22 protein-coding genes are annotated in these 20,976 nt (G+C 63.7%); 13 read left to right on the top strand and 9 right to left on the bottom strand.

Annotated elements, in window-relative coordinates; translation table 11 throughout:
* Window positions 1–260: 260 nt before the first annotated feature.
* Together RS899_RS19970 and RS899_RS19965 are read right to left on the bottom strand one after the other, a co-directional pair.
* Complete coding sequence (locus RS899_RS19970) at window positions 261–1,553, bottom strand: HlyC/CorC family transporter (RefSeq protein WP_024766879.1); 1,293 nt, start codon at window positions 1,551–1,553, stop codon at window positions 261–263.
* Window positions 1,554–1,595: 42 nt separating this feature from the next.
* A complete protein-coding gene (locus RS899_RS19965) occupies window positions 1,596–2,396 on the bottom strand; it encodes a cytochrome C assembly family protein (protein WP_233299091.1) in 801 nt (266 codons plus the stop codon).
* 219 nt (window positions 2,397–2,615) lie between these two features.
* Between RS899_RS19965 and ffh the strand changes: the two genes are divergently transcribed.
* The 6 genes from ffh (at window position 2,616) to RS899_RS19935 (ending at window position 6,663) form a co-directional block, all read left to right on the top strand.
* Window positions 2,616–3,989, top strand: coding sequence for a signal recognition particle protein (ffh, locus tag RS899_RS19960; RefSeq protein WP_054907390.1), 1,374 nt, complete (start codon window positions 2,616–2,618; stop codon window positions 3,987–3,989).
* A gap of 144 nt (window positions 3,990–4,133) precedes the next feature.
* On the top strand, window positions 4,134–4,382 hold the full coding sequence (rpsP, locus tag RS899_RS19955; RefSeq protein WP_054907391.1) for a 30S ribosomal protein S16: 249 nt from the start codon (window positions 4,134–4,136) through the stop codon (window positions 4,380–4,382).
* Window positions 4,383–4,387: 5 nt separating this feature from the next.
* The gene (gene rimM, locus RS899_RS19950) at window positions 4,388–4,924 is read left to right on the top strand and encodes a ribosome maturation factor RimM (RefSeq protein WP_054907392.1); all 537 of its coding nucleotides are present in this window, start codon (window positions 4,388–4,390) and stop codon (window positions 4,922–4,924) included.
* A gap of 26 nt (window positions 4,925–4,950) precedes the next feature.
* Entirely contained in the window at window positions 4,951–5,694 is a 744-nt protein-coding gene (trmD, locus tag RS899_RS19945) for a tRNA (guanosine(37)-N1)-methyltransferase TrmD (protein ID WP_024766884.1), read from the top strand.
* A 43-nt stretch (window positions 5,695–5,737) separates the two neighbouring features.
* On the top strand, window positions 5,738–6,088 hold the full coding sequence (gene rplS, locus RS899_RS19940; RefSeq protein ID WP_017522234.1) for a 50S ribosomal protein L19: 351 nt from the start codon (window positions 5,738–5,740) through the stop codon (window positions 6,086–6,088).
* A gap of 161 nt (window positions 6,089–6,249) precedes the next feature.
* Window positions 6,250–6,663 (top strand): acyl-CoA thioesterase, encoded by a 414-nt coding sequence (locus RS899_RS19935; RefSeq protein ID WP_065084994.1) that lies wholly within the window; start codon window positions 6,250–6,252, stop codon window positions 6,661–6,663.
* A 142-nt stretch (window positions 6,664–6,805) separates the two neighbouring features.
* On the opposite strand, the gene RS899_RS19930 is transcribed toward RS899_RS19935, so the two are convergent.
* Window positions 6,806–7,483: a hypothetical protein gene (locus RS899_RS19930; protein ID WP_233299093.1), complete on the bottom strand. Its 678-nt coding sequence runs from the start codon at window positions 7,481–7,483 to the stop codon at window positions 6,806–6,808.
* 98 nt (window positions 7,484–7,581) lie between these two features.
* Entirely contained in the window at window positions 7,582–9,426 is a 1,845-nt protein-coding gene (locus RS899_RS19925) for a cation:proton antiporter (RefSeq protein ID WP_054907396.1), read from the bottom strand.
* An 88-nt stretch (window positions 9,427–9,514) separates the two neighbouring features.
* On the opposite strand from RS899_RS19925, the gene xerD reads away from it, so the two are divergent.
* From xerD to RS899_RS19900, 5 genes are all read left to right on the top strand, one after another.
* Complete coding sequence (gene xerD, locus RS899_RS19920; protein ID WP_054907397.1) at window positions 9,515–10,411, top strand: site-specific tyrosine recombinase XerD; 897 nt, start codon at window positions 9,515–9,517, stop codon at window positions 10,409–10,411.
* A 250-nt stretch (window positions 10,412–10,661) separates the two neighbouring features.
* Window positions 10,662–11,390, top strand: a complete 729-nt coding sequence (locus RS899_RS19915) for a thioredoxin fold domain-containing protein (protein ID WP_024766889.1) — start codon at window positions 10,662–10,664, stop codon at window positions 11,388–11,390.
* Window positions 11,391–11,564: 174 nt separating this feature from the next.
* Window positions 11,565–12,869, top strand: coding sequence for a homoserine dehydrogenase (locus RS899_RS19910; protein WP_024766890.1), 1,305 nt, complete (start codon window positions 11,565–11,567; stop codon window positions 12,867–12,869).
* A 51-nt stretch (window positions 12,870–12,920) separates the two neighbouring features.
* A complete protein-coding gene (gene thrC / locus RS899_RS19905; protein ID WP_038803287.1) occupies window positions 12,921–14,330 on the top strand; it encodes a threonine synthase in 1,410 nt (469 codons plus the stop codon).
* A gap of 171 nt (window positions 14,331–14,501) precedes the next feature.
* Window positions 14,502–14,783, top strand: coding sequence for a DUF3509 domain-containing protein (locus tag RS899_RS19900; protein WP_045210456.1), 282 nt, complete (start codon window positions 14,502–14,504; stop codon window positions 14,781–14,783).
* 246 nt (window positions 14,784–15,029) lie between these two features.
* Here RS899_RS19900 and RS899_RS19895 read toward each other — a convergent pair whose 3' ends face one another.
* From RS899_RS19895 to RS899_RS19875, 5 genes are all read right to left on the bottom strand, one after another.
* Window positions 15,030–15,731 carry an ABC transporter ATP-binding protein gene (locus tag RS899_RS19895; RefSeq protein ID WP_024766892.1) on the bottom strand — a complete coding sequence of 234 codons (702 nt, stop codon included), beginning with the start codon at window positions 15,729–15,731 and terminating at the stop codon, window positions 15,030–15,032.
* Between the two features lie 3 nt (window positions 15,732–15,734).
* Window positions 15,735–16,502 (bottom strand): high-affinity branched-chain amino acid ABC transporter ATP-binding protein LivG, encoded by a 768-nt coding sequence (gene livG, locus RS899_RS19890; RefSeq protein WP_315807902.1) that lies wholly within the window; start codon window positions 16,500–16,502, stop codon window positions 15,735–15,737.
* A complete protein-coding gene (locus tag RS899_RS19885) occupies window positions 16,499–17,755 on the bottom strand; it encodes a high-affinity branched-chain amino acid ABC transporter permease LivM (protein WP_054907400.1) in 1,257 nt (418 codons plus the stop codon). Before RS899_RS19885 ends, livG begins: the two co-directional genes overlap by 4 nt.
* Entirely contained in the window at window positions 17,752–18,675 is a 924-nt protein-coding gene (gene livH / locus RS899_RS19880) for a high-affinity branched-chain amino acid ABC transporter permease LivH (RefSeq protein ID WP_024766895.1), read from the bottom strand. Before livH ends, RS899_RS19885 begins: the two co-directional genes overlap by 4 nt.
* Window positions 18,676–18,791: 116 nt before the next feature.
* Window positions 18,792–19,913: a branched-chain amino acid ABC transporter substrate-binding protein gene (locus RS899_RS19875; RefSeq protein ID WP_024766896.1), complete on the bottom strand. Its 1,122-nt coding sequence runs from the start codon at window positions 19,911–19,913 to the stop codon at window positions 18,792–18,794.
* Window positions 19,914–20,222: 309 nt separating this feature from the next.
* Here RS899_RS19875 and RS899_RS19870 point away from each other — a divergent pair, with 309 nt between their 5' ends.
* Both RS899_RS19870 and RS899_RS19865 read left to right on the top strand, forming a co-directional pair.
* Window positions 20,223–20,540, top strand: coding sequence for a DUF2288 domain-containing protein (locus RS899_RS19870; RefSeq protein ID WP_054907401.1), 318 nt, complete (start codon window positions 20,223–20,225; stop codon window positions 20,538–20,540).
* A gap of 66 nt (window positions 20,541–20,606) precedes the next feature.
* Window positions 20,607–20,972 (top strand): DUF5064 family protein, encoded by a 366-nt coding sequence (locus RS899_RS19865; RefSeq protein ID WP_024766898.1) that lies wholly within the window; start codon window positions 20,607–20,609, stop codon window positions 20,970–20,972.
* The last annotated feature ends 4 nt before the right edge of the window (window positions 20,973–20,976 follow it).

Raw genomic sequence — 20,976 nt, 5'->3', positions numbered from 1 at the left:
GCGGCGACGACTCTGGTGGTCGTGTCCGACGTTTCTTGAGGCATCGCCATGGCGCGAGTGCGAGCGCGGCCCGGTGTCGGGGCAGGGTGGGCGCGGCTCGCGGCGGGTCGGGGCGAGGCCGGCTGCTTCGCAAGGCAACGACGCAGGGTCGAGGCTCGGCGGGGCGTGCGATTGACTGGCCGGCGCTGCGTCGCGGGTAACGGCGGGCGTCGGCGGGAGGCTGGGTAAGCCGTCCGGATTATAGGGGCGGGCGGGGCGGCTCAGGCAAGCTCGTCGGCGTAAGGCTCTCTTGGCGGAGCGCCAGGCAGCCACGCGCGCACACTTTTCACCCGGTTTTCGCCCGACTGGAGGATTTCCAGGCGATAGCGGCCGATCTTCAGGCACACGGCGCAGTCGGGAATCTGCTCCAGCGCTTCGGTGACCAGGCCGTTGAGGGTCTTGGGCCCGTCACTGGGCAGTTGCCAGCCGAGCGCGCGGTTGACGTCCCGCAGGTTGGCCGAGCCGTCGATGACATAGGTGCCGTCGGCCTGGGGGTGAATATCCGGGTTGCGCAGGGTGTTCTGGTTGCTGAACTCACCGACGATCTCTTCCAGGATGTCTTCCAGGGTGATGATGCCGATCACCTCGCCGTATTCGTCGACGACGATGCCGATGCGGCGCTTCTGCTTCTGGAAGTTCACCAGCTGGGTCGACAGCGGCGTGCTCTCGGGCACGAAGTAGGGCTCCAGGCAGGCGGCCTTGAGGCTGTCCTTGGTCAACTGGTTATGGGTCAGCAGACGGGCGATCTGGCGCATGTGCACCACGCCCTCGACCTGGTTGATGTCGTTGCGGAACACCGGCAGCCGGGTATGGGTGGTGTTGCGCAGCTGGCCGATGATGGTTTCCAGCTCGTCGTCCAGGTCGATGCCCTGGACTTCGTTGCGCGGCACCATCAGGTCGTTCACCGTGATCTTTTCCAGGTCGAGGATGCTCAGCAGCATGTCCTGGCGGTTATGGGTGAGCTTTTCGCTGGAGTCGGTGACCACGCTGCGCAGTTCGTCGTTGCTCAGCGGCTTGCCGCCTCGCTGGGTCGGGTCGAGGCCGCCCAGGCGCAGCAGGAGATTGCTGATGCCGGTCATCAGCCAGAGCAGCGGGCTGAACAGCTTCTGCATCCAGATCAGCGGAAGGCTGGCGGGGAAGGCCACGCGCTCGGGGCGCAGGGCGGCGTAGGTCTTGGGCGTGATCTCGCCGAAGATCAGCAGGATCAGCGTCAGCGCCACGGTGGCGATGGCCACGCCCGCTTCGCCCCAGAGACGCAGGGCCAGCAGGGTCGCCAGGGACGAGGCGATGATGTTGACGAAGTTGTTGCCGATCAGGATGGTGCCCAGCAGCCGGTCGGTGCGCAGCAGCAGCCAACTGGTGCGGCGCGCCCCGCGGTTGCCCTGCTTGGACAGGTGGCGCAGACGGTAGCGGTCGAGGCTGAGCATGCCGGTCTCGACGCTGGAGAAGAACGCCGAGCAGAGGATCAGGAAGACCAGCAGGCCGATCAGGTAGCCGGGGTGGATCTCTTCCATGCGCGCATATCCTTCAGCGGCGCTCAGGCGCCGCCGTTAGCCTCAGATGTGCAGGATGAATTCCTTGACCAGCTTGCTGCCGAAGTAGGCCAGCATCAGCAGGCAGAAACCCGCGAGGGTCCAGCGGATCGCCTTGTGGCCGCGCCAGCCGAGCTGGTGGCGGCCCCACAGCAGCACGCCGAACACCACCCAGGCGAAGCACGACAGGATGGTCTTGTGCGCCAGGTGCTGGGCGAACAGGTTGTCGACGAACAGCCAGCCGGAGATCAGCGACAGCGAGAGCAGCGACCAGCCGCCCCAGAGGAAGCCGAACAGCAGGCTTTCCATGGTCTGCAGCGGCGGGAAGTTGCGGATCAGGCCCGACGGGTGCTTGTGCTTGAGCTGATGGTCCTGGACCAGTAGCAGCAGCGCCTGGACCACGGCGATGGTCAGCAGGCCATAGGCCAGGATCGACAGCAGGATATGGGCGAGGATGCCGGGTTGCTCGTTGATCGGCTCGATGGTGCCGTGGGGCATCAGCACGGCCAGCAGGGTGGTCAGCGCGCCGAGCGGGTAAAGGAAGAGCAGCAGGTTCTGCACCGGGATGCGCAGGCAGGCCAGCAGGGTCAGGGCGGTGACCGCGGCGGAGATCAGGCTGGCGGCGTTGAAGAAGTCCAGCGCCAGGCCCGCAGGCGTCAGCAGCTCCTGGCTCAGGCTGTAGGCCTGGCAGAGCAGGGCGATGAGGCCCAGCAGGAGGAGCAGCGGTTTCTGCGGCGGGGTGCGGCGGGCCAGGCTTGCGCCCTGGTAGACGGTTGTGCCGATATAAAGGACGGCGGCGATCAGGCTGGGCAGCAGAGGTTGCATAAGTCCTTGGAACAGTCCTTCGACGGGGGACCCGAAAGGTGCTGAGTTTGGCACAGATCGCCCGCGCCTAGAAGCCGCTGAGAACAGTTCGCTTCTGGCCTGCGAAGCGCTCCGTCACATCGGGATCATCGGCGGTGTTGGCGCTGGCCGCACTTCGCTATAATCGGCGGCTTGCTGACAAGCCAAACCCAGGCCCGACCGGGCTGATTAGGAACGCGCATGTTCGAAAACCTTACAGATCGCCTCTCGCAAACGCTGCGCCACGTCACTGGCAAGGCCAAGCTGACCGAGGACAACATCAAGGACACGCTCCGCGAAGTGCGGATGGCCCTGCTGGAGGCCGACGTGGCCCTGCCGGTGGTCAAGGACTTCGTCGCCAAGATCAAGGATCGCGCGGTCGGCACCGAAGTTTCCAAGAGCCTGACCCCGGGCCAGGCCTTCGTGAAGATCGTCCAGGCCGAACTGGTCGAGCTGATGGGCGCGGCCAACGAGGACCTCGACCTCAACGCCGCTCCGCCGGCGGTCATCCTGATGGCCGGCCTGCAGGGCGCGGGCAAGACCACTACCGCCGGCAAGCTGGCGCGCTTCCTCAAGGAGCGCAAGAAGAAGTCGGTACTGGTGGTGTCCGCCGACGTCTACCGCCCGGCAGCGATCAAACAGCTGGAAACCCTGGCCAGCGACATCGGCGTGACCTTCTTCCCGTCCGATACCAGCCAGAAGCCGGTAGCGATCGCCGAAGCGGCGATCCGCGAAGCCAAGCTGAAGTTCATTGACGTGGTCATCGTCGACACCGCCGGCCGTCTGCACATCGACGCCGACATGATGGACGAGATCAAGCAGGTCCATGCGGCGATCAAGCCAGTGGAAACCCTGTTCGTGGTCGACGCCATGACCGGCCAGGACGCCGCCAACACCGCCAAGGCCTTCAATGATGCGCTGCCGCTGACCGGCGTGGTGCTGACCAAGGTCGACGGTGACGCCCGTGGCGGTGCCGCGCTGTCCGTGCGCGCCATCACCGGCAAGCCGATCAAGTTCCTCGGCATGGGCGAGAAGAGCGAAGCGCTCGATCCGTTCCACCCCGACCGTGTCGCCTCGCGCATCCTCGGCATGGGCGACGTGCTCAGCCTGATCGAGCAGGCCGAGCAGAGCATGGACCGCGAGAAGGCCGAGAAGCTCGCGAAGAAGATCAAGAAGGGCAAGGGCTTCGACCTGGAAGACTTCCGCGATCAGCTGCAACAGATGAAGAACATGGGCGGCCTGGGCAGCCTGATGGACAAGCTGCCGATGCTCGGCGGCGTCAACCTGTCGCAGATGGGCAACGCGCAGAACGCGGCGGAGAAGCAGTTCAAGCAGATGGAGGCGATCATCAACTCCATGACCCCCGCCGAGCGCCGTGATCCGGAAGTGATCAGTGGCTCGCGCAAGCGCCGCATCGCCATGGGTTCGGGTACCCAGGTGCAGGACGTTGGTCGCCTCATCAAGCAGCACAAGCAGATGCAGAAGATGATGAAGAAGGTCACCGCCAAGGGCGGCATGGCCAAGATGATGCGCGGCATGGGGAGCATGTTCCCCGGCGGCATGCCCAAGATGTAAGCCCAGACGGCTCGCCGCCCGGCGGGCCGGACGCGCTGCGGCTTGCGGCGCGGGGTTTTAGCTCATAGAATATGCGGCCTTTCGGGCTATGTGCCCGAGGGCTGCATTTCTTTTTTGCAAGCAAACCATAGGAACAACGTACGCATGGTAACCATTCGTCTGGCTCGTGGCGGCTCCAAGAAGCGCCCGTTCTATCACCTGACCGTGACCAACAGCCGCAACGCTCGTGACGGCCGTTTCGTCGAGCGCGTCGGCTTCTTCAACCCTGTCGCCACTGGTGCTGAGCTCAAGCTCTCGGTCAACCAGGAGCGTCTGAACTACTGGCTGAGCCAAGGCGCTCAACCGTCTGAGCGTGTTGCTCAGCTGATCAAGGAAGCCGCCAAGGCTGCCTGAGATCTATGAACACGAATCCTGCTCCCGCCGAGGAGATGGTAGTTCTCGGCAAGATCGTATCGGTGCACGGTATTCGTGGTGAGGTGAAGGTGTATTCCTTTACCGATCCGTTGGACAACCTGCTGGACTACCGTCGCTGGACGCTCAAGCGTGGCAACGAGGTTCGACAGGCTGAACTGGTCCAAGGTCGCGTGCAGGGCAATGTCCTGGTCGCGAAGCTGAAGGGACTGGATGATCGCGAGATCGCCCGCACCTTCGCCGAATTCGAAATCCTGGTTCCGCGCAGCGAGCTGCCGGTGCTGGACGATGGCGAGTTCTACTGGAGCCAGTTGGAAGGTCTCAAGGTGATTGACCAGAACGGGCAACTGTTCGGGATTCTCGACCACTTGCTGGAGACCGGCGCCAACGATGTGATGGTAGTCAAGCCCTGCGCAGGCAGCCTGGACGACCGCGAACGCCTGCTTCCGTATACGGATCAGTGCGTACAGGCGGTGGACCTGGAAGCCGGTGAGATTCGGGTGGACTGGGACGCGGACTTCTAACCCATGTGGATGAGAGCCCTCAGCCGATGTGGATAGGAGTAATCAGCATCTTTCCGGAGATGTTTCGCGCCATCAGCGACTATGGCATCACGAGTCGCGCGGTCAAGCAGGAGCTGATTCAGCTTCAGTGCTTCAACCCGCGAAGCAACACCGAGGACCGTCACCAGACGGTGGACGACCGGCCTTTCGGCGGTGGTCCCGGCATGGTGATGAAAATCAAGCCGCTCGAAGGCGCACTGGGCGATGCCCGGCAAGCCGCAGGCGGACCGGTGAAGGTGATCTACCTCTCGCCGCAAGGTCGCAAGCTGACGCAGGCGGCCGTGAAAGAACTGGCGAACGAGGAACGTCTGATCCTGATCGCCGGGCGTTACGAAGGCATCGACGAGCGCTTCATTGAAGAGCATGTCGATGAGGAATGGTCAGTCGGCGATTATGTCCTGTCCGGGGGTGAGCTTCCGGCCATGGTGCTGATTGACGCGGTCACGCGATTGTTGCCCGGTGCATTGGGCCACGTGGACTCCGCCGAGGAGGACTCCTTCACAGATGGCCTGCTCGACTGTCCGCACTACACCCGACCCGAGGTGTACGCAGACAAACGTGTTCCGGAGGTGCTGCTCAGCGGCAACCACGAACACATCCGGCGCTGGCGTTTACAGCAGTCCTTAGGCAGGACCTGGGAACGACGTGCCGATCTTCTGGATTGCCGCTCGCTTTCTGGAGAAGAGAAAAAGCTGCTGGAGGAATACATCCGCCAGCGGAACGATAGTTAACGTATCGATGGCGAGCGCCGAGCGCTTGTCTTAGGAGCACGAAATGACCAACAAGATCATTCAGCAGATCGAAGCTGAACAGATGAGCAAAGAGATTCCGGCGTTCGCCCCCGGCGACACCGTAATCGTCCAGGTTAAAGTGAAGGAAGGCGACCGTCAGCGTCTGCAGGCCTTCGAAGGCGTTGTCATCGGCAAGCGTAACCGCGGCCTGAACAGTGCTTTCACCGTTCGCAAGATCTCCAACGGCGTTGGCGTAGAGCGTACCTTCCAGACCTACAGCCCGCTGGTTGACAGCATCTCCGTCAAGCGTCGCGGCGACGTGCGCAAGGCCAAGCTGTACTACCTCCGCGAACTGTCCGGCAAGGCAGCACGCATCAAGGAAAAACTGGCCTAATTCGCCGGTTGTTCCCGAAAAAAGCAGCCCACGGGCTGCTTTTTTCTTGCCTGTAGTTTTTCGCCGTTCAATCCGGCGTCCCATCTGCCCCCGGCAGCGCATTAGAAGTACAAGACCCCGCAGCACCGGCAGCCACCCTCATTGCATCAGGTAGCAGTGGCATGAGCCCCAGAGAGCAAGAAATCCTCCGTCGTACCGAGTTGTCCGAAACCCGCGTGACCAAGGCGGTTTTCCCGCCCACCACCAACCACCACAACACCCTGTTCGGCGGTACCGCGCTGGCCTGGATGGATGAGGTCTCGTTCATCGCCGCGACCCGCTTCTGCCGCCTGCCGCTGGTGACCGTGTCCACCGATCGCATCGACTTCAAGCACCCGATCGCCGCCGGCTCCATCGTCGAATTGATCGGCCGGGTGGTGAAGGTCGGCAATACCAGCCTCAAGGTCGAGGTCGAGGTCTTCGTCGAGAGCATGTCCGCCGATGGCCGCGAGAAGGCTATCCACGGGCTGTTCAGCTTCGTCGCCATCGACGATGAGAAGCGCCCGGTGCCGGTCCTGCCCGGCTTCGAGGCCTGAAATGAAAGAAGGCGCCCTTGGGCGCCTTCTTGCTTCATGCCTGTCCGCTTTCTGTCGAAGCGAGCTTGCGCGCGAAGCTTTTCGCCGGCCAATTCGGCGCTGGACTGTTCGCGAGCAGGCTCGTTCCTACAAGGAGAGCGCGTCAGTGGCGCAGGCTGATCTTCAGCGAGGCCTGGGACAGGTCGATGTTCTGCAGGCTCAGGCTGCCCATGCTCTGAGTCTTCGGCGCACCGGCGACGCGGATGTTGTCGAAGCGCACCTCGCCGATGGAGCTGGGCAGACGCACGTTGATCGAGCCATCGGCATTCAGGCTGGAGGAGGCGTGCAGCGTGTCGTACTGGACGTCGTGCAGGGAGGTTTCGGCGTCGAGGCTGTCCACGACGGGCATTACCAGGCGCGACAGTTGCTTGATGGCGCCGACGCCATCGCCGCTTTCGGCGCTGACCAGCAGGCTCTGCAGGGTGTCATCGAAACCCTGGGCACTGACGTCGCTCATCTCGCGGTCGCTCAGTGGCTTCAAGCCCTTGGGCGCCTCGTGGCGGGTGATGCTTGTCGGTGCCTGGCGCTGCACATCGGCGCTGGCCAGTTGGAACGGGCTGAGCAGCGCGGCGACCAGCGTCGCGGCCAGGCGCAGATTGTTCTGCTTCTTCAGCGCACGGCCGAGCTGGCGTTCGCTGATCCAGCCCTGCTGGATCAGGGTCTCGCCCAGGCGCAGGCCGTTGGTGAGCTGGAGCTGGATGGCCTTGTCCAGCTGTTGGGAGGTAATCAGGCCCTTGCTGACAAGGATCTGGCCGAGACGAGAGTTCTGTTGACTGGGCATGGCGTGGGCTTCGTGGGGCGCAATGATGGCGTGGTGCAATCATTGTCTGTCAGACATATTCTGTCACCAACCGTAAGATAGGGTGACGTAGCCAGTCGTCAGGTTCTTGCGACTTGTGCCGTTTCATTCCTACTCGACGACCCTTCAGCTACTTCCTCGATCAGCGAAATCACCGTCCACCCCGTGTCGGGCGTCAGCGGACGCTCGGGGCTGGCAATGTGCAGGCGGCCATTCGGGTCCTTGGCGAACAGCAGAAGCGCACGGCCTTCGTGCAGCGCCTGATAGTCCTCCCAGCCAAAGTTCTCGCTCAGTAGCGTCGAGCGGATTTCCGCGCCGCGAGCGATAAGGCCTGCCATCTGTGGATAAGTGATCGTCGATTGCCCCAGCGGCCGGCCGCGATGGCGGTCGCTGACCCGATGCTTCTCGCTGCGCCTGCTGTCCTGGCTGCTGGGCAGGATGAAGCGCTGGCGCGGGTTGAACTCGTGGCGGAAGCTCATGCACATCAGCGCATTGAGTTCGGCATTGGGCGACAAGGCCAGCAGGTGCCCCAGGCCGATCAGGTCCAGGTGCGCCTCGGCGTGCTGCGAGGCCGGGTTGCCGAAGTAGGTGGGCAGGTTGTCCATGCGCGCGGCGCGGGTGTTCTCCCAGCTCGAGTCGGTGAGCAGTACCTCCACGCCGGCGTTCTGCAGGCCGGTGCCGATGGCGCGGGCCACCGGGTTGGCGCCGATGATGAGGAAGCCGGTGGGCACCGGCTCGGCAACTTTCAGCAGACGGGCCAGCGGTCGTGCGGTGGCGCTTTGCAGGATCACCGTGCCGATGATCACCAGGAAGGTCAGTGGCACCAGCACGCCGGCCTGGGCATGGCCGGCTTCCTGCAGGCGGATGGCGAAGATCGCCGAGACCGCCGCGGCGACGATTCCCCTTGGTGCAATCCAACTCAGCAGCGCCCGTTCCCGCCAGTTCAGTGTTGACCCGGCCGTGGCGATCAGCACGTTCAGCGGCCGTGCGACGAACTGGATCAGCACCAGCACCAGCAGCGCGATCGGCCCGAGGCCGAGCAGGGCGGGCAGGTCCAGCCGCGCGGCAAGCAGCACGAACAGGCCGGAAATCAGCAGGACACTGAGGTTCTCCTTGAAGTGCAGGATGTGCCGCACGTCGACGCCCTGCATGTTGGCCATGCGCAGGCCCATCACGGTGACGGCGAGCAATCCTGACTCGGACATCACGGTGTTGGACAGGACGAACACGCCAAGGACGACCGACAGCGATGCCAGGTTGTGCAGGTAGTCCGGCAGCCAGTGGCGACGCAGCGCTACGCCCAGCGCCTGGCCGCCGAGCAGGCCGAAGAGGATGCCGCAACCGATCACGCTGATGAAGGTCAGCAGGCTGTCCGTCCACCCGGAGCCTGCGTCGCTCGCGGCGATGAAGGTGTAGACCACCACGGCGAGGATGGCGCCGATGGGGTCGATGACGATGCCCTCCCAGCGCAGGATGTTGGCGATGGTGGCGTTGGGGCGGACCACACGCAGCATCGGCACGATCACGGTGGGGCCGGTCACCAGGGTGAGTGTGCCGAACAGCAGCGCCATCTCCCAGGTGAAGTCCAGCAGGTAGTGGGTGGCCAGGGCGATCACGCCCCAGGTGACCAGGGCGCCGATGGTCACCATGCGGCGTACCACGGTGCCGATTTCCTTCCACTCGTCCAGGTGCAGCGTCAGGCTGCCCTCGAACAGCACCAGGGCTACCGCGAGGGAGACCACGGGGAACAACAGCGGGCCGAACAACGCTTCGGGCGACAGCACGTGCAGGATCGGGCCAACCAGTATGCCGCTCAACAGCAGGAAGAGAATCGCCGGCAGACGCAGGCGCCAGGCCAGCCATTGGCTGAGGAGGGCGGCGATACCGATACCGGCGAAGGCGTAATAGGTGCTGTGTTCGTCCATGGACCGTCCGAGGCTGTGCAGCAGTGGTGAGGGGGATGGTGTCTATGAAAGACTACCGGCGCCGCTTTTTCCTTTGTACTGGCTTGAAATGACTCCGATTGCTCATCCCCTGATCGACCGCTTTCTCGATGCCCTCTGGCTGGAGAAGGGGCTCTCCGACAACACCCGCAGTGCGTATGGGAGCGATCTCGCCCTGTTCAACGGCTGGCTGGACCAGCGCGGCGTGGTGCTGGAGGCGGCTGGTCGCGACGTGATCCTCGATCATCTGGCCTGGCGCCTGGGCGAGGGCTACAAGGCGCGCTCCACGGCACGCTTCCTGTCGGGCCTGCGTGGCTTCTACCGCTACTACCTGCGCGAGGGCCTGATCGCCGAAGACCCGACGCTGCTGGTGGACCTGCCGCAACTGGGCAAGCCGCTGCCCAAATCGCTGTCGGAGGCGGATGTGGAGGCATTGCTGGCGGCGCCGGAGACCGATGATCCGCTCGGGCTGCGTGATCGCACCATGCTCGAGGTGCTGTATGCCTGCGGCCTGCGGGTCAGTGAGCTGGTTGGCCTGACCCTGGAGCAGGTGAACTTGCGCCAGGGGGTGGTGCGTGTGCTCGGCAAAGGCAGCAAGGAGCGCCTGGTGCCGCTGGGTGAAGAGGCGATCCGCTGGATTGAGCGCTATGTCCGCGAGGCCCGCGGTGATCTGCTGGCCGGACGGCCCAGCGACGTGCTGTTCCCCAGCCTGCGTGGCGAGCAGATGACCCGGCAGACCTTCTGGCACCGTATCAAGCTGCACGCGAGGGTGGCCGGCATCGGCAAGAGCCTGTCGCCGCACACCTTGCGCCACGCGTTTGCCACCCATCTGCTCAATCACGGCGCTGACCTGCGCGTGGTACAGATGCTGCTGGGGCATAGCGATCTGTCGACCACGCAGATCTACACGCACATTGCCCGTGCACGTCTGCAGGACCTGCACGCCCAGCATCACCCCCGTGGATGAGCTTCTCCAGCGCTGCTAGACATCCTTCGAACTGTGCGGCCTCACGCCAGTGTCCAGGGTGATCTTGTAGGAGCGAGCTTGCTCGCGAACAGCCGGAAGCGGTACGGGCCAGTAAGGTTCGCGAGCAAGCTCGCTCCTACAGAAAAGCCACGGAAGCCGATAAGACCGCCGAAGCTTCCCGCTACAGCCTTTGGCTCGGTCTTGCCGGCCCGGTGTGATAGTCTTCGCCGACTGACATCAGGAGTTTTCCATGCGTTTGTCTCGACTTCTGGCTGGTATGGCTATCGGCCTCGCCAGCACTCTCGCCCTGGCCGCCGAACCGGACCAGGCGATCCGCACCACCCTGCAATCCCTGCAGCCTGACCTGCCCATCGAGAATATCTCCAAGGGTCCCCTGGATGGCATCTACCAGGTGCAACTCAAGGGCGGCCGTATTCTTTACGCCAGCGCCGACGGCCAGTTCGTCGTCCAGGGCAATATTTACCAGGTGAAGGACGGCAAGCCGACCAATCTGACCGAGAAGGCCGAGAGCGCCGGCGTGGCCAAGACCATCAACGCCATCGCCGCCAAGGACATGGTCGTGTTCCCGGCCAAGGGCGAGACCAAGGCGCACATCACCGTCTTCACCGACACCACCTGCCCCTACTGCCAGAAGCTGCACGCCGAAGTGCCGGAACTGCAGAAGCGCGGTATCGAGGTGCGTTACCTGGCCTTCCCGCGCCAGGGGCCGAACTCGCCAGGCGATGCGCAGCTGCAGGCCGTGTGGTGTTCGAAGGACCGCCAGTCCGCCATGAGCGACATGTTCCACGAGAAGGAAGTGAAGGCCGCCAAGTGCGATAACCCGGTGGATGCGCAGTTCGCCCTGGGCCAGATGGTCGGTGTGCAGGGCACCCCGGCGATCATCCTCGCTGATGGCACCATGCTGCCGGGCTACCAGCCGGCTGGCCAGATCGCCAAGCTGGCGCTGGAAGCCAAGTAAGCCGCGGCTTGCGCTCTGATTGACTAATGCGGAACCGCTTCGTAATGTTCGGTTCCTTTTGACTAGGGAACAGGCGCCTCGCCTGTTTTGACTTGGTGCCTGCTGCCGTGCCCGCCTCGTTGCGGGCATCGGCGTCTCAGGTACCCCGATGCTGTAATCATGGGGAGTTTCAGCGTGAAACCGGTGAAAGTGGGAATCTGTGGGTTGGGGACCGTCGGTGGCGGTACCTTCAATGTACTCAAACGCAACGCCGAGGAGATTGCCCGCCGTGCCGGGCGTGGTATCGAGGTTGCGCAGATTGCCGCCCGTCGCCCCAATCCGAAGTGTGAAACCGGCAGTACCCCCATTACCGCCGATATCTTCGACGTGGCAAACAACCCGGAAATCGACGTCGTCATCGAGCTGATCGGTGGCTACACCCTGGCCCATGAGCTGGTGCTCAAGGCCATCGAGAACGGCAAGCACGTGGTCACCGCCAACAAGGCGCTGATCGCCGTGCACGGCAACGAGATCTTTGCCAAGGCCCGCGAGAAGGGCGTCATCGTCGCCTTCGAAGCCGCCGTGGCCGGTGGCATCCCGGTGATCAAGGCGATCCGCGAGGGCCTGGCCGCCAACCGCATCAACTGGCTGGCCGGCATCATCAACGGCACCGGCAACTTCATCCTCACCGAGATGCGCGAGAAAGGCCGTGCCTTCGCCGACGTGCTGAAGGAAGCCCAGGCGCTGGGTTATGCCGAAGCCGATCCGACCTTCGACGTCGAAGGCATCGACGCCGCGCACAAGCTGACCATCCTGGCGTCCATCGCCTTCGGCATCCCGCTGCAGTTCGACAAGGCCTACACCGAAGGCATCACCCAACTCACCACCGCCGACGTGAACTACGCCGAGGCGCTGGGCTACCGCATCAAGCACCTGGGCGTCGCCCGCCGTACCGACAAGGGTATCGAGCTGCGCGTCCACCCGACCCTGATCCCGGCCGACCGCCTGATCGCCAATGTGAATGGCGTGATGAACGCGGTCATGGTCAACGGCGATGCCGCCGGTTCCACGCTGTTCTACGGCGCCGGCGCCGGCATGGAGCCCACCGCTTCCTCGGTGGTCGCCGACCTGGTGGACGTGGTTCGCGCCATGACCGCCGACCCGGAGAACCGCGTGCCGCACCTGGCCTTCCAGCCGGACTCGCTCTCCGACCACCCGATCCTGCCGATCGACGCCTGCGAAAGCGCCTACTACCTGCGCATCCAGGCCAAGGACCATCCGGGCGTACTGGCCCAGGTGGCGACCATCCTCTCCGAGCGCGGCATCAACATCGAATCGATCATGCAGATGGAAGTCGAAGAGCATGACGGTCTGGTGCCGATGATCCTGGTTACCCACCGCGTGCTCGAGTCCCGCATCATCGAAGCCATCGCCGCGCTGGAAGCGCTGGATGACGTCGTCGGCAATGTCGTACGCATCCGCGTCGAACAACTGAACTGAATCGACTGCGGCGGCGCCTGCGCGCCGCCGCCAACCCGAAGGTTTCACACCATGCGTTACATCAGTACCCGCGGCCAGGCGCCTGCGCTGAACTTCGAAGACGTGCTGCTGGCTGGCCTGGCCAGCGACGGCGGCCTCTACGTGCCGGAAAACCTGCCGCGCTTCACCGTCGAGGAGATTGCCTCCTGGGCCGGCCTGCCTTACCACGAGCTGGCCTTCCGCGTGATGCGCCCGTTTGTTGCCGGCAGCATTTCCGATGCCGACTTCAAGAAGATCCTCGAGGAGACCTACGGCGTCTTCGCCCACAACGCCGTGGCGCCGCTGCGCCAGCTCAACGGCAACGAGTGGGTGCTGGAGCTGTTCCACGGCCCGACCCTGGCCTTCAAGGACTTCGCCCTGCAACTGCTCGGCCGCCTGCTCGACCACGTGCTGACCAAGCGCGGCGAGCGTGTGGTGATCATGGGCGCCACCTCCGGCGACACCGGCTCGGCCGCCATCGAGGGCTGCAAGGCCTGCGAGAACGTCGATATCTTCATCATGCACCCGCACAACCGTGTGTCCGAGGTGCAGCGCCGGCAGATGACCACCATCCTCGGCGAGAACATCCACAACATCGCCATCGAAGGCAACTTCGACGACTGCCAGGAAATGGTCAAGGCCAGCTTCGCCGACCAGGGCTTCCTGAAAGGCACTCGCCTGGTGGCGGTGAACTCGATCAACTGGGCGCGGATCATGGCCCAGATCGTCTACTACTTCCACGCCGCCCTGCAGCTCGGTGCGCCGGCACGTTCCGTGGCCTTCTCGGTGCCCACCGGCAACTTCGGCGACATCTTCGCCGGCTACCTGGCGCGCAACATGGGCCTGCCGGTCAGTCAGCTGATCGTCGCGACCAACCGCAACGACATCCTGCACCGCTTCATGTCCGGCAACCGCTACGACAAGGACACCCTGCACGCGTCGCTGTCGCCGTCCATGGACATCATGGTCTCGTCCAACTTCGAGCGCCTGCTGTTCGACCTGCACGGCCGCAACGGCAAGGCTGTCGCCGAGCTGATGGACAACTTCAAGGCCACCGGCAAGCTGGCGGTCGAGGATGACCGCTGGACCGAAGCCCGCCGCCTGTTCGATTCGCTGGCGGTGAGCGACGAGGAAACCTGCGAGACCATCGCCCAGGTCTACGCCGAGTCCGGCGAGTTGCTGGACCCGCACACCGCCATCGGCGTGCGCGCCGCTCGCGAGTGCCGTCGTAGCTTGGCGGTGCCCATGGTCACCCTGGGCACCGCGCATCCGGTCAAGTTCCCGGAAGCGGTGGAGAAGGCCGGCATCGAGGCCGTCCCGGCGCTGCCGGCGCACCTGACCGACCTGTTCCAGCGCGAAGAGCGTTGCACCGTTCTGCCGAACGAGCTGGCCAAGGTTCAGGCCTTCGTCAGCGCCCACGGCAACCGCGGCAAGCCGCTCTAAAACGCGGCTCGCTGTCCGGAAAAGCCCGCCAATCGGCGGGCTTTTTCTTGCCCGCATGAACGGGCTGTGAAACATGCCGTCATGACCAACGGTACTGAAACTCGCGAACTTTATCGCCGAACGTGCGGTCTTCTTCCTGTGTTTTTTCATTTCGCAACAAGGAGATACGACATGGACCGGCTAAGCGCCCTGCTGACCGAGACCTTCGCTCCCTACGCTCCCTCCCTGGGCCCGGCACGCCCCGACGGCGGCCGAATTCTGACCCTCACCAACGACGAAGGAGACGTGGTACTGCGGCGAGTCATCGAGGGTCAGCATCTGGCCGACCATGACCAGAGTGCAGAAGCGGTGCAGACCATCCGCCGCGACCTGCTGATCTCCGAGGGCCGGATGGAGGACGACGTGGTCTCCCAATTGCGCCAGCGCGCACAGGTGCTGAGCTACGGCACCTGATCGCCAGTCAACGAAAACGCCGCCCACTGGGCGGCGTTTTCGTTTCTGCAGCTCGGCTCGTCCAGGTTAGTGAGGCGAGGGTGGCTGAATCGGCAGGGGAGTGGCAGGAGCGAGCTTGCTCGCGAATGGATTCCCCTTCAGCGCCGTTGTTGGGGGTGATTCGCGAGCAAACTCGCTACGACAGGCTCCATTCAGGCCGCCATAAAAAAACGGCCCCGAAGGGCCGTTTTCCTGGCAGCGCGAGGATCAGCCGCCGAGGTACGCGTCGCGCACCTTGGGGTTCACCAGCAGGTTGGCGCCGGTGTCCTGCATGACGATGCGACCATTCTCCAGCACGTAGCCGCGGTCGGCGAGCTTGAGCGCCTGGTTGGCGTTCTGCTCGACGAGGAAGACGGTCACGCCTTCCTGGCGCAGCTGTTCGACGATGTCGAAGATCTGCTGGATGATGATCGGCGCCAGGCCCAGCGACGGCTCGTCGAGCAGCAGCAGCTTGGGCTTGCTCATCAGCGCACGGCCGATGGCGAGCATCTGCTGTTCGCCGCCGGACATGGTGCCGCCGCGCTGGTTGAAGCGTTCCTTCAGGCGCGGGAACAGGGCCAGGACCTTGTCCATCTGCTCCTGGTAATCACCCTTGCTGGTGAAGAAACCGCCCATGGCGAGGTTCTCTTCCACGGTCAGGCGGGCGAACACGCGGCGGCCTTCCGGCACGACGGCGATGCTCTTGCGCATGATCACGGAGGATTCCTTGCCGACCAGCTCCTCGCCCATGTAGGTGATGCTGCCTGAGGAGGCGCGCGGCGAGCCGCACAGGGTCATCAGCAGGGTCGACTTGCCGGCGCCGTTGGCGCCGATCAGGGTGACGATCTCGCCCTGCTGGACTTCCATGCTGACGTCGTGCAGCGCCTGGATCTTGCCGTAGAAGGTGGAAACCTTGTCGAACTTCAGCATGACTCAGGACTCCCCCAGATAGGCTTTGATCACATCCGGGTTGCCGCGGATTTCCTCCGGGGTGCCGTCCGCCAGGGGAGTGCCCTGGTTGATCACGTAGATATGGTCGGAAATGCTCATCACCAGCTTCATGTCGTGCTCGATGAGCAGGACGGTGACGCCGTGCTCGGAGCGCAACATGGCGATCAGCGCCTTGAGGTCCTCGGTTTCCCGCGGGTTCAGGCCGGCCGCCGGCTCGTCCAGCATCAACAGCTGCGGGCGGGTCATCATGCAGCGGGCGATCTCCAGGCGGCGCTGCTGGCCGTAGGCGAGGGTGCCCGCCGGGCGGTTGGCGATGTCCTTGAGATTGACGATTTCCAGCCAGTGCGAGGCGTAGTCCAGGGCCTCGGCTTCCGCGCGACGGAAGGCCGGGGTCTTGAGCAGGCCGGCGAGGAAGTTGGTGTTGATGTGCCGGTGTTGCGCCACCAGCAGGTTCTCCACCGCGGTCATTTCCTTGAACAGGCGTACGTTCTGGAAGGTCCGCACCACGCCCTTGTGGGCGATCTTGTGGCCCGGCAGGCCCTGGATGGGCTCGCCGTGCAGCAGGATCTCGCCACCGGTGGGGGCGTAGAAGCCGGTCAGGCAGTTGAACACGGTGGTCTTGCCGGCGCCGTTGGGGCCGATCATCGAGATCACCTGTTTTTCCTGGACCTTCAGGGCCACGTTGTTGACGGCCAGCAGCCCGCCGAAGCGCATGGTGAGGCCGGATACTTCAAGAATCGGTCGGCTCATTTGCGCAACTCCAGGTGCGGGCGCTGCATGGGCAGAAGCCCCTGCGGACGCCAGATCATCATCAGCACCATGAGGGCGCCGAACATCAGCATGCGGTACTCGCTGAACTCACGCATCAGTTCGGGCAGCAGGATCATCACTACGGCGGCCAGGATGACGCCGAGCTGGGAACCCATGCCACCCAGCACCACGATGGCGAGGATGATGGCCGATTCGATGAAGGTGAACGACTCCGGGGTGACCAGGCCCTGGCGCGCGGCGAAGAAGCTGCCGGCAAAACCGGCGAAGCAGGCGCCGAGGGTGAAGGCGGAGAGCTTGATCAGCGTCGGGTTGAGGCCCAGCGCACGGCAAGCGATCTCGTCTTCGCGCAAGGCTTCCCAGGCACGGCCCAGGGGCATGCGCAGCAGGCGGTTGATGACGAACAGCACCAGCAGCACCAGCAGCAACGCGACCAGGTAGAGGAACACGACCTTGTAGTTCGAGTTGTAGGCGATGCCGAAGAACTCGTGGAAGGTCTGCATGCCCTCGGGGGCGCGGCGCTCGAAGGTCAGGCCGAACAGGGTCGGCTTGTCGATGTTGCTGATGCCGTTGGGGCCGCCGGTCAACTCGGTCATGTTGCGCAGCAGGATGCGGATGATCTCGCCGAAGCCCAGGGTCACGATCGCCAGGTAGTCCCCGCGCAATCTCAACACCGGGAAGCCGAGGATGAAGCCGAAGAACGCAGCCATCAGGCCGGCAATCGGCAGGCACACCCAGAAGCCCAGGCCGTAGTAGTGCGACAGCAGCGCGTAGCTGTAGGCGCCCACGGCATAGAAGCCGACGTAGCCGAGGTCGAGCAGGCCAGCCAGGCCCACCACGATGTTCAGGCCCAGGCCCAGCAGCACGTAGATCAGGATCAGGGTGGCGATGTCCACCGCGCCGCGCGAGCCGAAGAACGGCCAGGCGAGGGCGACGACGATCAGGCCCATGATGATCTTGCGTTGCACGGAGGCGTGGGTCAGGCGTTCGGCCAGACGGGTATGCGGATGCGACAGGGCTTGCTTGACGCTGCCGCCGAAGGCGAAGCGGTCACGCACCAGCTGCCAGACGAACATCAGCACGGCACAGGCGGCGATGGTCCACAACCGGGTGGGGCTGACGTTCTCCAGTTGCAGGCCGATGCCGATCACGCTGAGCTTCAGGCCCAGCACCGGGTAGGCCACGGCCATCACCAGCAGGGCGCTGAAGAAGGCGGTCTTGAGTTTCCGAGTCATACCTTTTCCACCTCCGGGCGACCGAGCAGGCCAGTGGGGCGGAAGAGCAGCACGAGCACCAGCAGGGTGAAGGCCACCACGTCCTTGTACTGGTCACCGAACACGTCGGCGCCAAAGGCTTCGGCCACGCCCAGCACCAGGCCGCCGAGCATGGCGCCCGGGATGCTGCCGATGCCGCCCAGCACCGCGGCAGTGAATGCCTTGATGCCGGCGAGGAAGCCGATGTGCGGGTTGATCACGCCGTATTGCAGGCCCAGCAGCACCGCGGCCACGGCGGCCAGGGTGGCGCCGATGACGAAGGTCAGGGCGATGATGTTGTTGGTGTTGATGCCCAGCAGGTTGGCCATCTTCAGGTCCTCGGCGCAGGCGCGGCAGGCGCGGCCCAGGCGGGAGCGGGAGATGAACATGGACAGGCCGTACATGGTCAGCAGGGTGACGATGAAGATCAGCACCTGCATGTACGAGATGGTCACGCCGGTCATTTCGTCGGCGCCGATCACGAAGTTGCCCGGCAGCAGGTTGGGGATTGCCTTGTCCTTGGAATCCTGGGCGAGCAGCACTTCGTTCTGCAGGAAGATCGACATGCCGATCGCGGAGATCAGCGGAATCAGCCGGTTACTTCCGCGCAGGGGCCGATAGGCGATCCGCTCGATGCTGTAGCCGTAGGCGCTGGTGACGATGATCGCCGCGGCGAAGGTGCAGATGATGACGACAGGAAGACTCACGATTCCCATCATCGCCAGCCCCGTGATCACGATGAAGGCCACGTACGAGCCAATCATGTACACCTCGCCATGGGCGAAGTTGATCATGCCGATGATGCCGTAGACCATGGTGTAGCCGATGGCAATCAGGGCATAGGTGCTGCCGACGGTGAGGCCGTTGATCAGCTGTTGCAGGTAGTGATAGAGCTCAGGCATTACCTAACTCCTCGGGCGTCGCGTGAAGCGGCGCTTGTGGCGCGACGGACCCCCGGAATACTCGGATAAACAAAGCCCACTGCGTGGGCAGTGGGCTTTGTGTGGCGGCGGGTGGCTTACTTGGCTTCGGTCTTGGTGCCGTCCTTGTGCCACTGGTAGACCACGAAGTTGAAGTTCTTCAGGTCGCCCTTCTCGTCGAAGGCCAGGTCACCGGTCGGGGTCGCGAAGGTATTGGCGCGCAGAGCGGCGGCTACCTTGTCGGTGTCCTCGCTGCCGGCTTTCTTGATGCCTTCGGCGATGACCTGGACCGCGGCGTAGGCCGGGAACACGAACGGACCGCTCGGGTCTTCGTTCTTGGCCTTGAAGGCGTCAACCAGGGCCTGGTTCTTCGGATCCTGGTCGAAGGACTTCGGCAGGGTCACGTACAGGCCTTCGGAAGCCGGACCGGCGATGGCGGAGATTTCCTTGTTACCCACGCCTTCCGGGCCCATGAAGCCGACTTTCAGGCCTTTCTCGGCAGCCTGGCGCAGGATCAGGCCCAGCTCCGGGTGGTAGCCGCCGTAGTAGACGAAGTCGACCTTGGCCTGCTTGAGCTTGGCGATCATCGCGGAGAAGTCCTTGTCGCCGGCGTTGATGCCTTCGAACAGGGCGACCTTGATGCCGGCGCCTTCCAGGGTCTTCTTCACGGCAGTGGCGATGCCTTCGCCGTACTGCTGCTTGTCGTGGATCACGGCCACGGTCTTGGGCTTGATGTGCTCGGCGATGAACTTGCCGGCGGTCGGGCCCTGCAGGCTGTCCAGACCGATGGTGCGGAAGATCAGCTTGTAGCCGCGGGAAGTGATGTCCGGGCTGGTGGACGCGGCGGTGATCATCAGCACGCCTTCGTCTTCGTAGATGTCCGAAGCCGGTTGAGTGGAGCTGGAGCACAGGTGGCCAACGACGAACTTGACGCCATCGTTGACGATCTTGTTGGCAACGGCCACGGCTTGTTTCGGGTCGCAAGCGTCGTCGTAGACCACGCCTTCGAGTTGCTTGCCGTCGACGCCGCCGGCCTTGTTGATCTGCTCAATGGCCATTTTCGCGCCAATGAACTGCATCTCCCCATACTGGGCGACTGCGCCGGTCACCGGGCCGGCCAGAGCGATCTTGATGGTGTCGGCGGCCATGGAGAAGCTGGCAACGCCGGCCAGAGCCATGGCGGTGAACAGCTGGGAAAGACGCTGAGTACCCTTTTTCATAGTGCTCCACTCTTCTTGTGTTTTCGTTTTTGTAGTCCTGGTGGCCGAAGGGCTACCGGACCGGGATTGCCCCGGACAGGCCCACCGGCAACTGTACCGGTACAGTGTAGAGTGCCGCCGGACCGCTTGAAAAGCGGGGGGCGGACAGCCGATTGTGGGCATGTCGCAAGATTGAAACAAACGTACAGAAAAACGGCGCCTTCCGACTTATCCCCATGGGTTTTCCGTCACCATGGAAAACGCCGTCCGAACCTTGCCTGGCGCGGTCTCGGCGCTATCATGGCGCCGTTCGTTTACCAGGTGAGATCCATGACAGAAGAAGCTAGCACCCTCTATGCCAAGTTGCTTGGCGAAACCGCGAAGATTTCCTGGCAGGAGCTCGCGCCCTTCTTTGCCCGCGGCAACCTGCTCAAGGTCGCGGGTTCTGCCGATCTGGTGGAGGTCGCGATGGGCGTGGCCGAGGACGACAGGGCGAAGGTGTCGGCCTGGCTGGCCAGTGGTGAGCTGAGCAAGGTCGACGAAAAACTGGCGCAGGATTTTCTCGACCGTGACCCGGAGCTCTGGGCGGTAGTGATCGCCCCCTGGGTGCTGGTACAAGAAAGAGTTCGAAAAGAGTCCGTGCACTGACACAGGGCGATTTCCAATTCGCAAAGGCCGGCTAGACTGTCGGGATTCCATAGAAGGAGATTCGCCATGTTCGAACCGGGCCATCTGCATCTCCAGTCCCTGCCGGGGCTGGGGCAGCAGGAGATCGACGCTCACATCAACTATGAAGTCCGCAAGGATGTGGAAAAAGGCACCATCGTTCACTTCGTCATGAAGGGCGAAATCGACGGCAATGCCTTCACCGAAGAATGGGACATGCCCAAGGAACAGGCCTTCAATTTCGCCAGCGATGCCACCCGCATCGCGCAGAAGCATGGCCTGCACCCGCGATTCGGCTCGATGGTGCGCAACCACAAGGAATACGACGCGATGTTCGAGGACATCCGTCAGAAGCTCGGCACCCAGCCCGGCGACCCGATCGACCTGGACAAGGTGATCCACGGCGACTCGTAACCCA

The organism is Pseudomonas sp. C9-3 (assembly GCF_032392015.1).
Lineage (GTDB): Bacteria > Pseudomonadota > Gammaproteobacteria > Pseudomonadales > Pseudomonadaceae > Pseudomonas > Pseudomonas nitroreducens.
The sequence above is the reverse complement of the archived record's forward strand: the minus strand, read 5'-3'. Positions and strand labels throughout refer to the sequence as shown.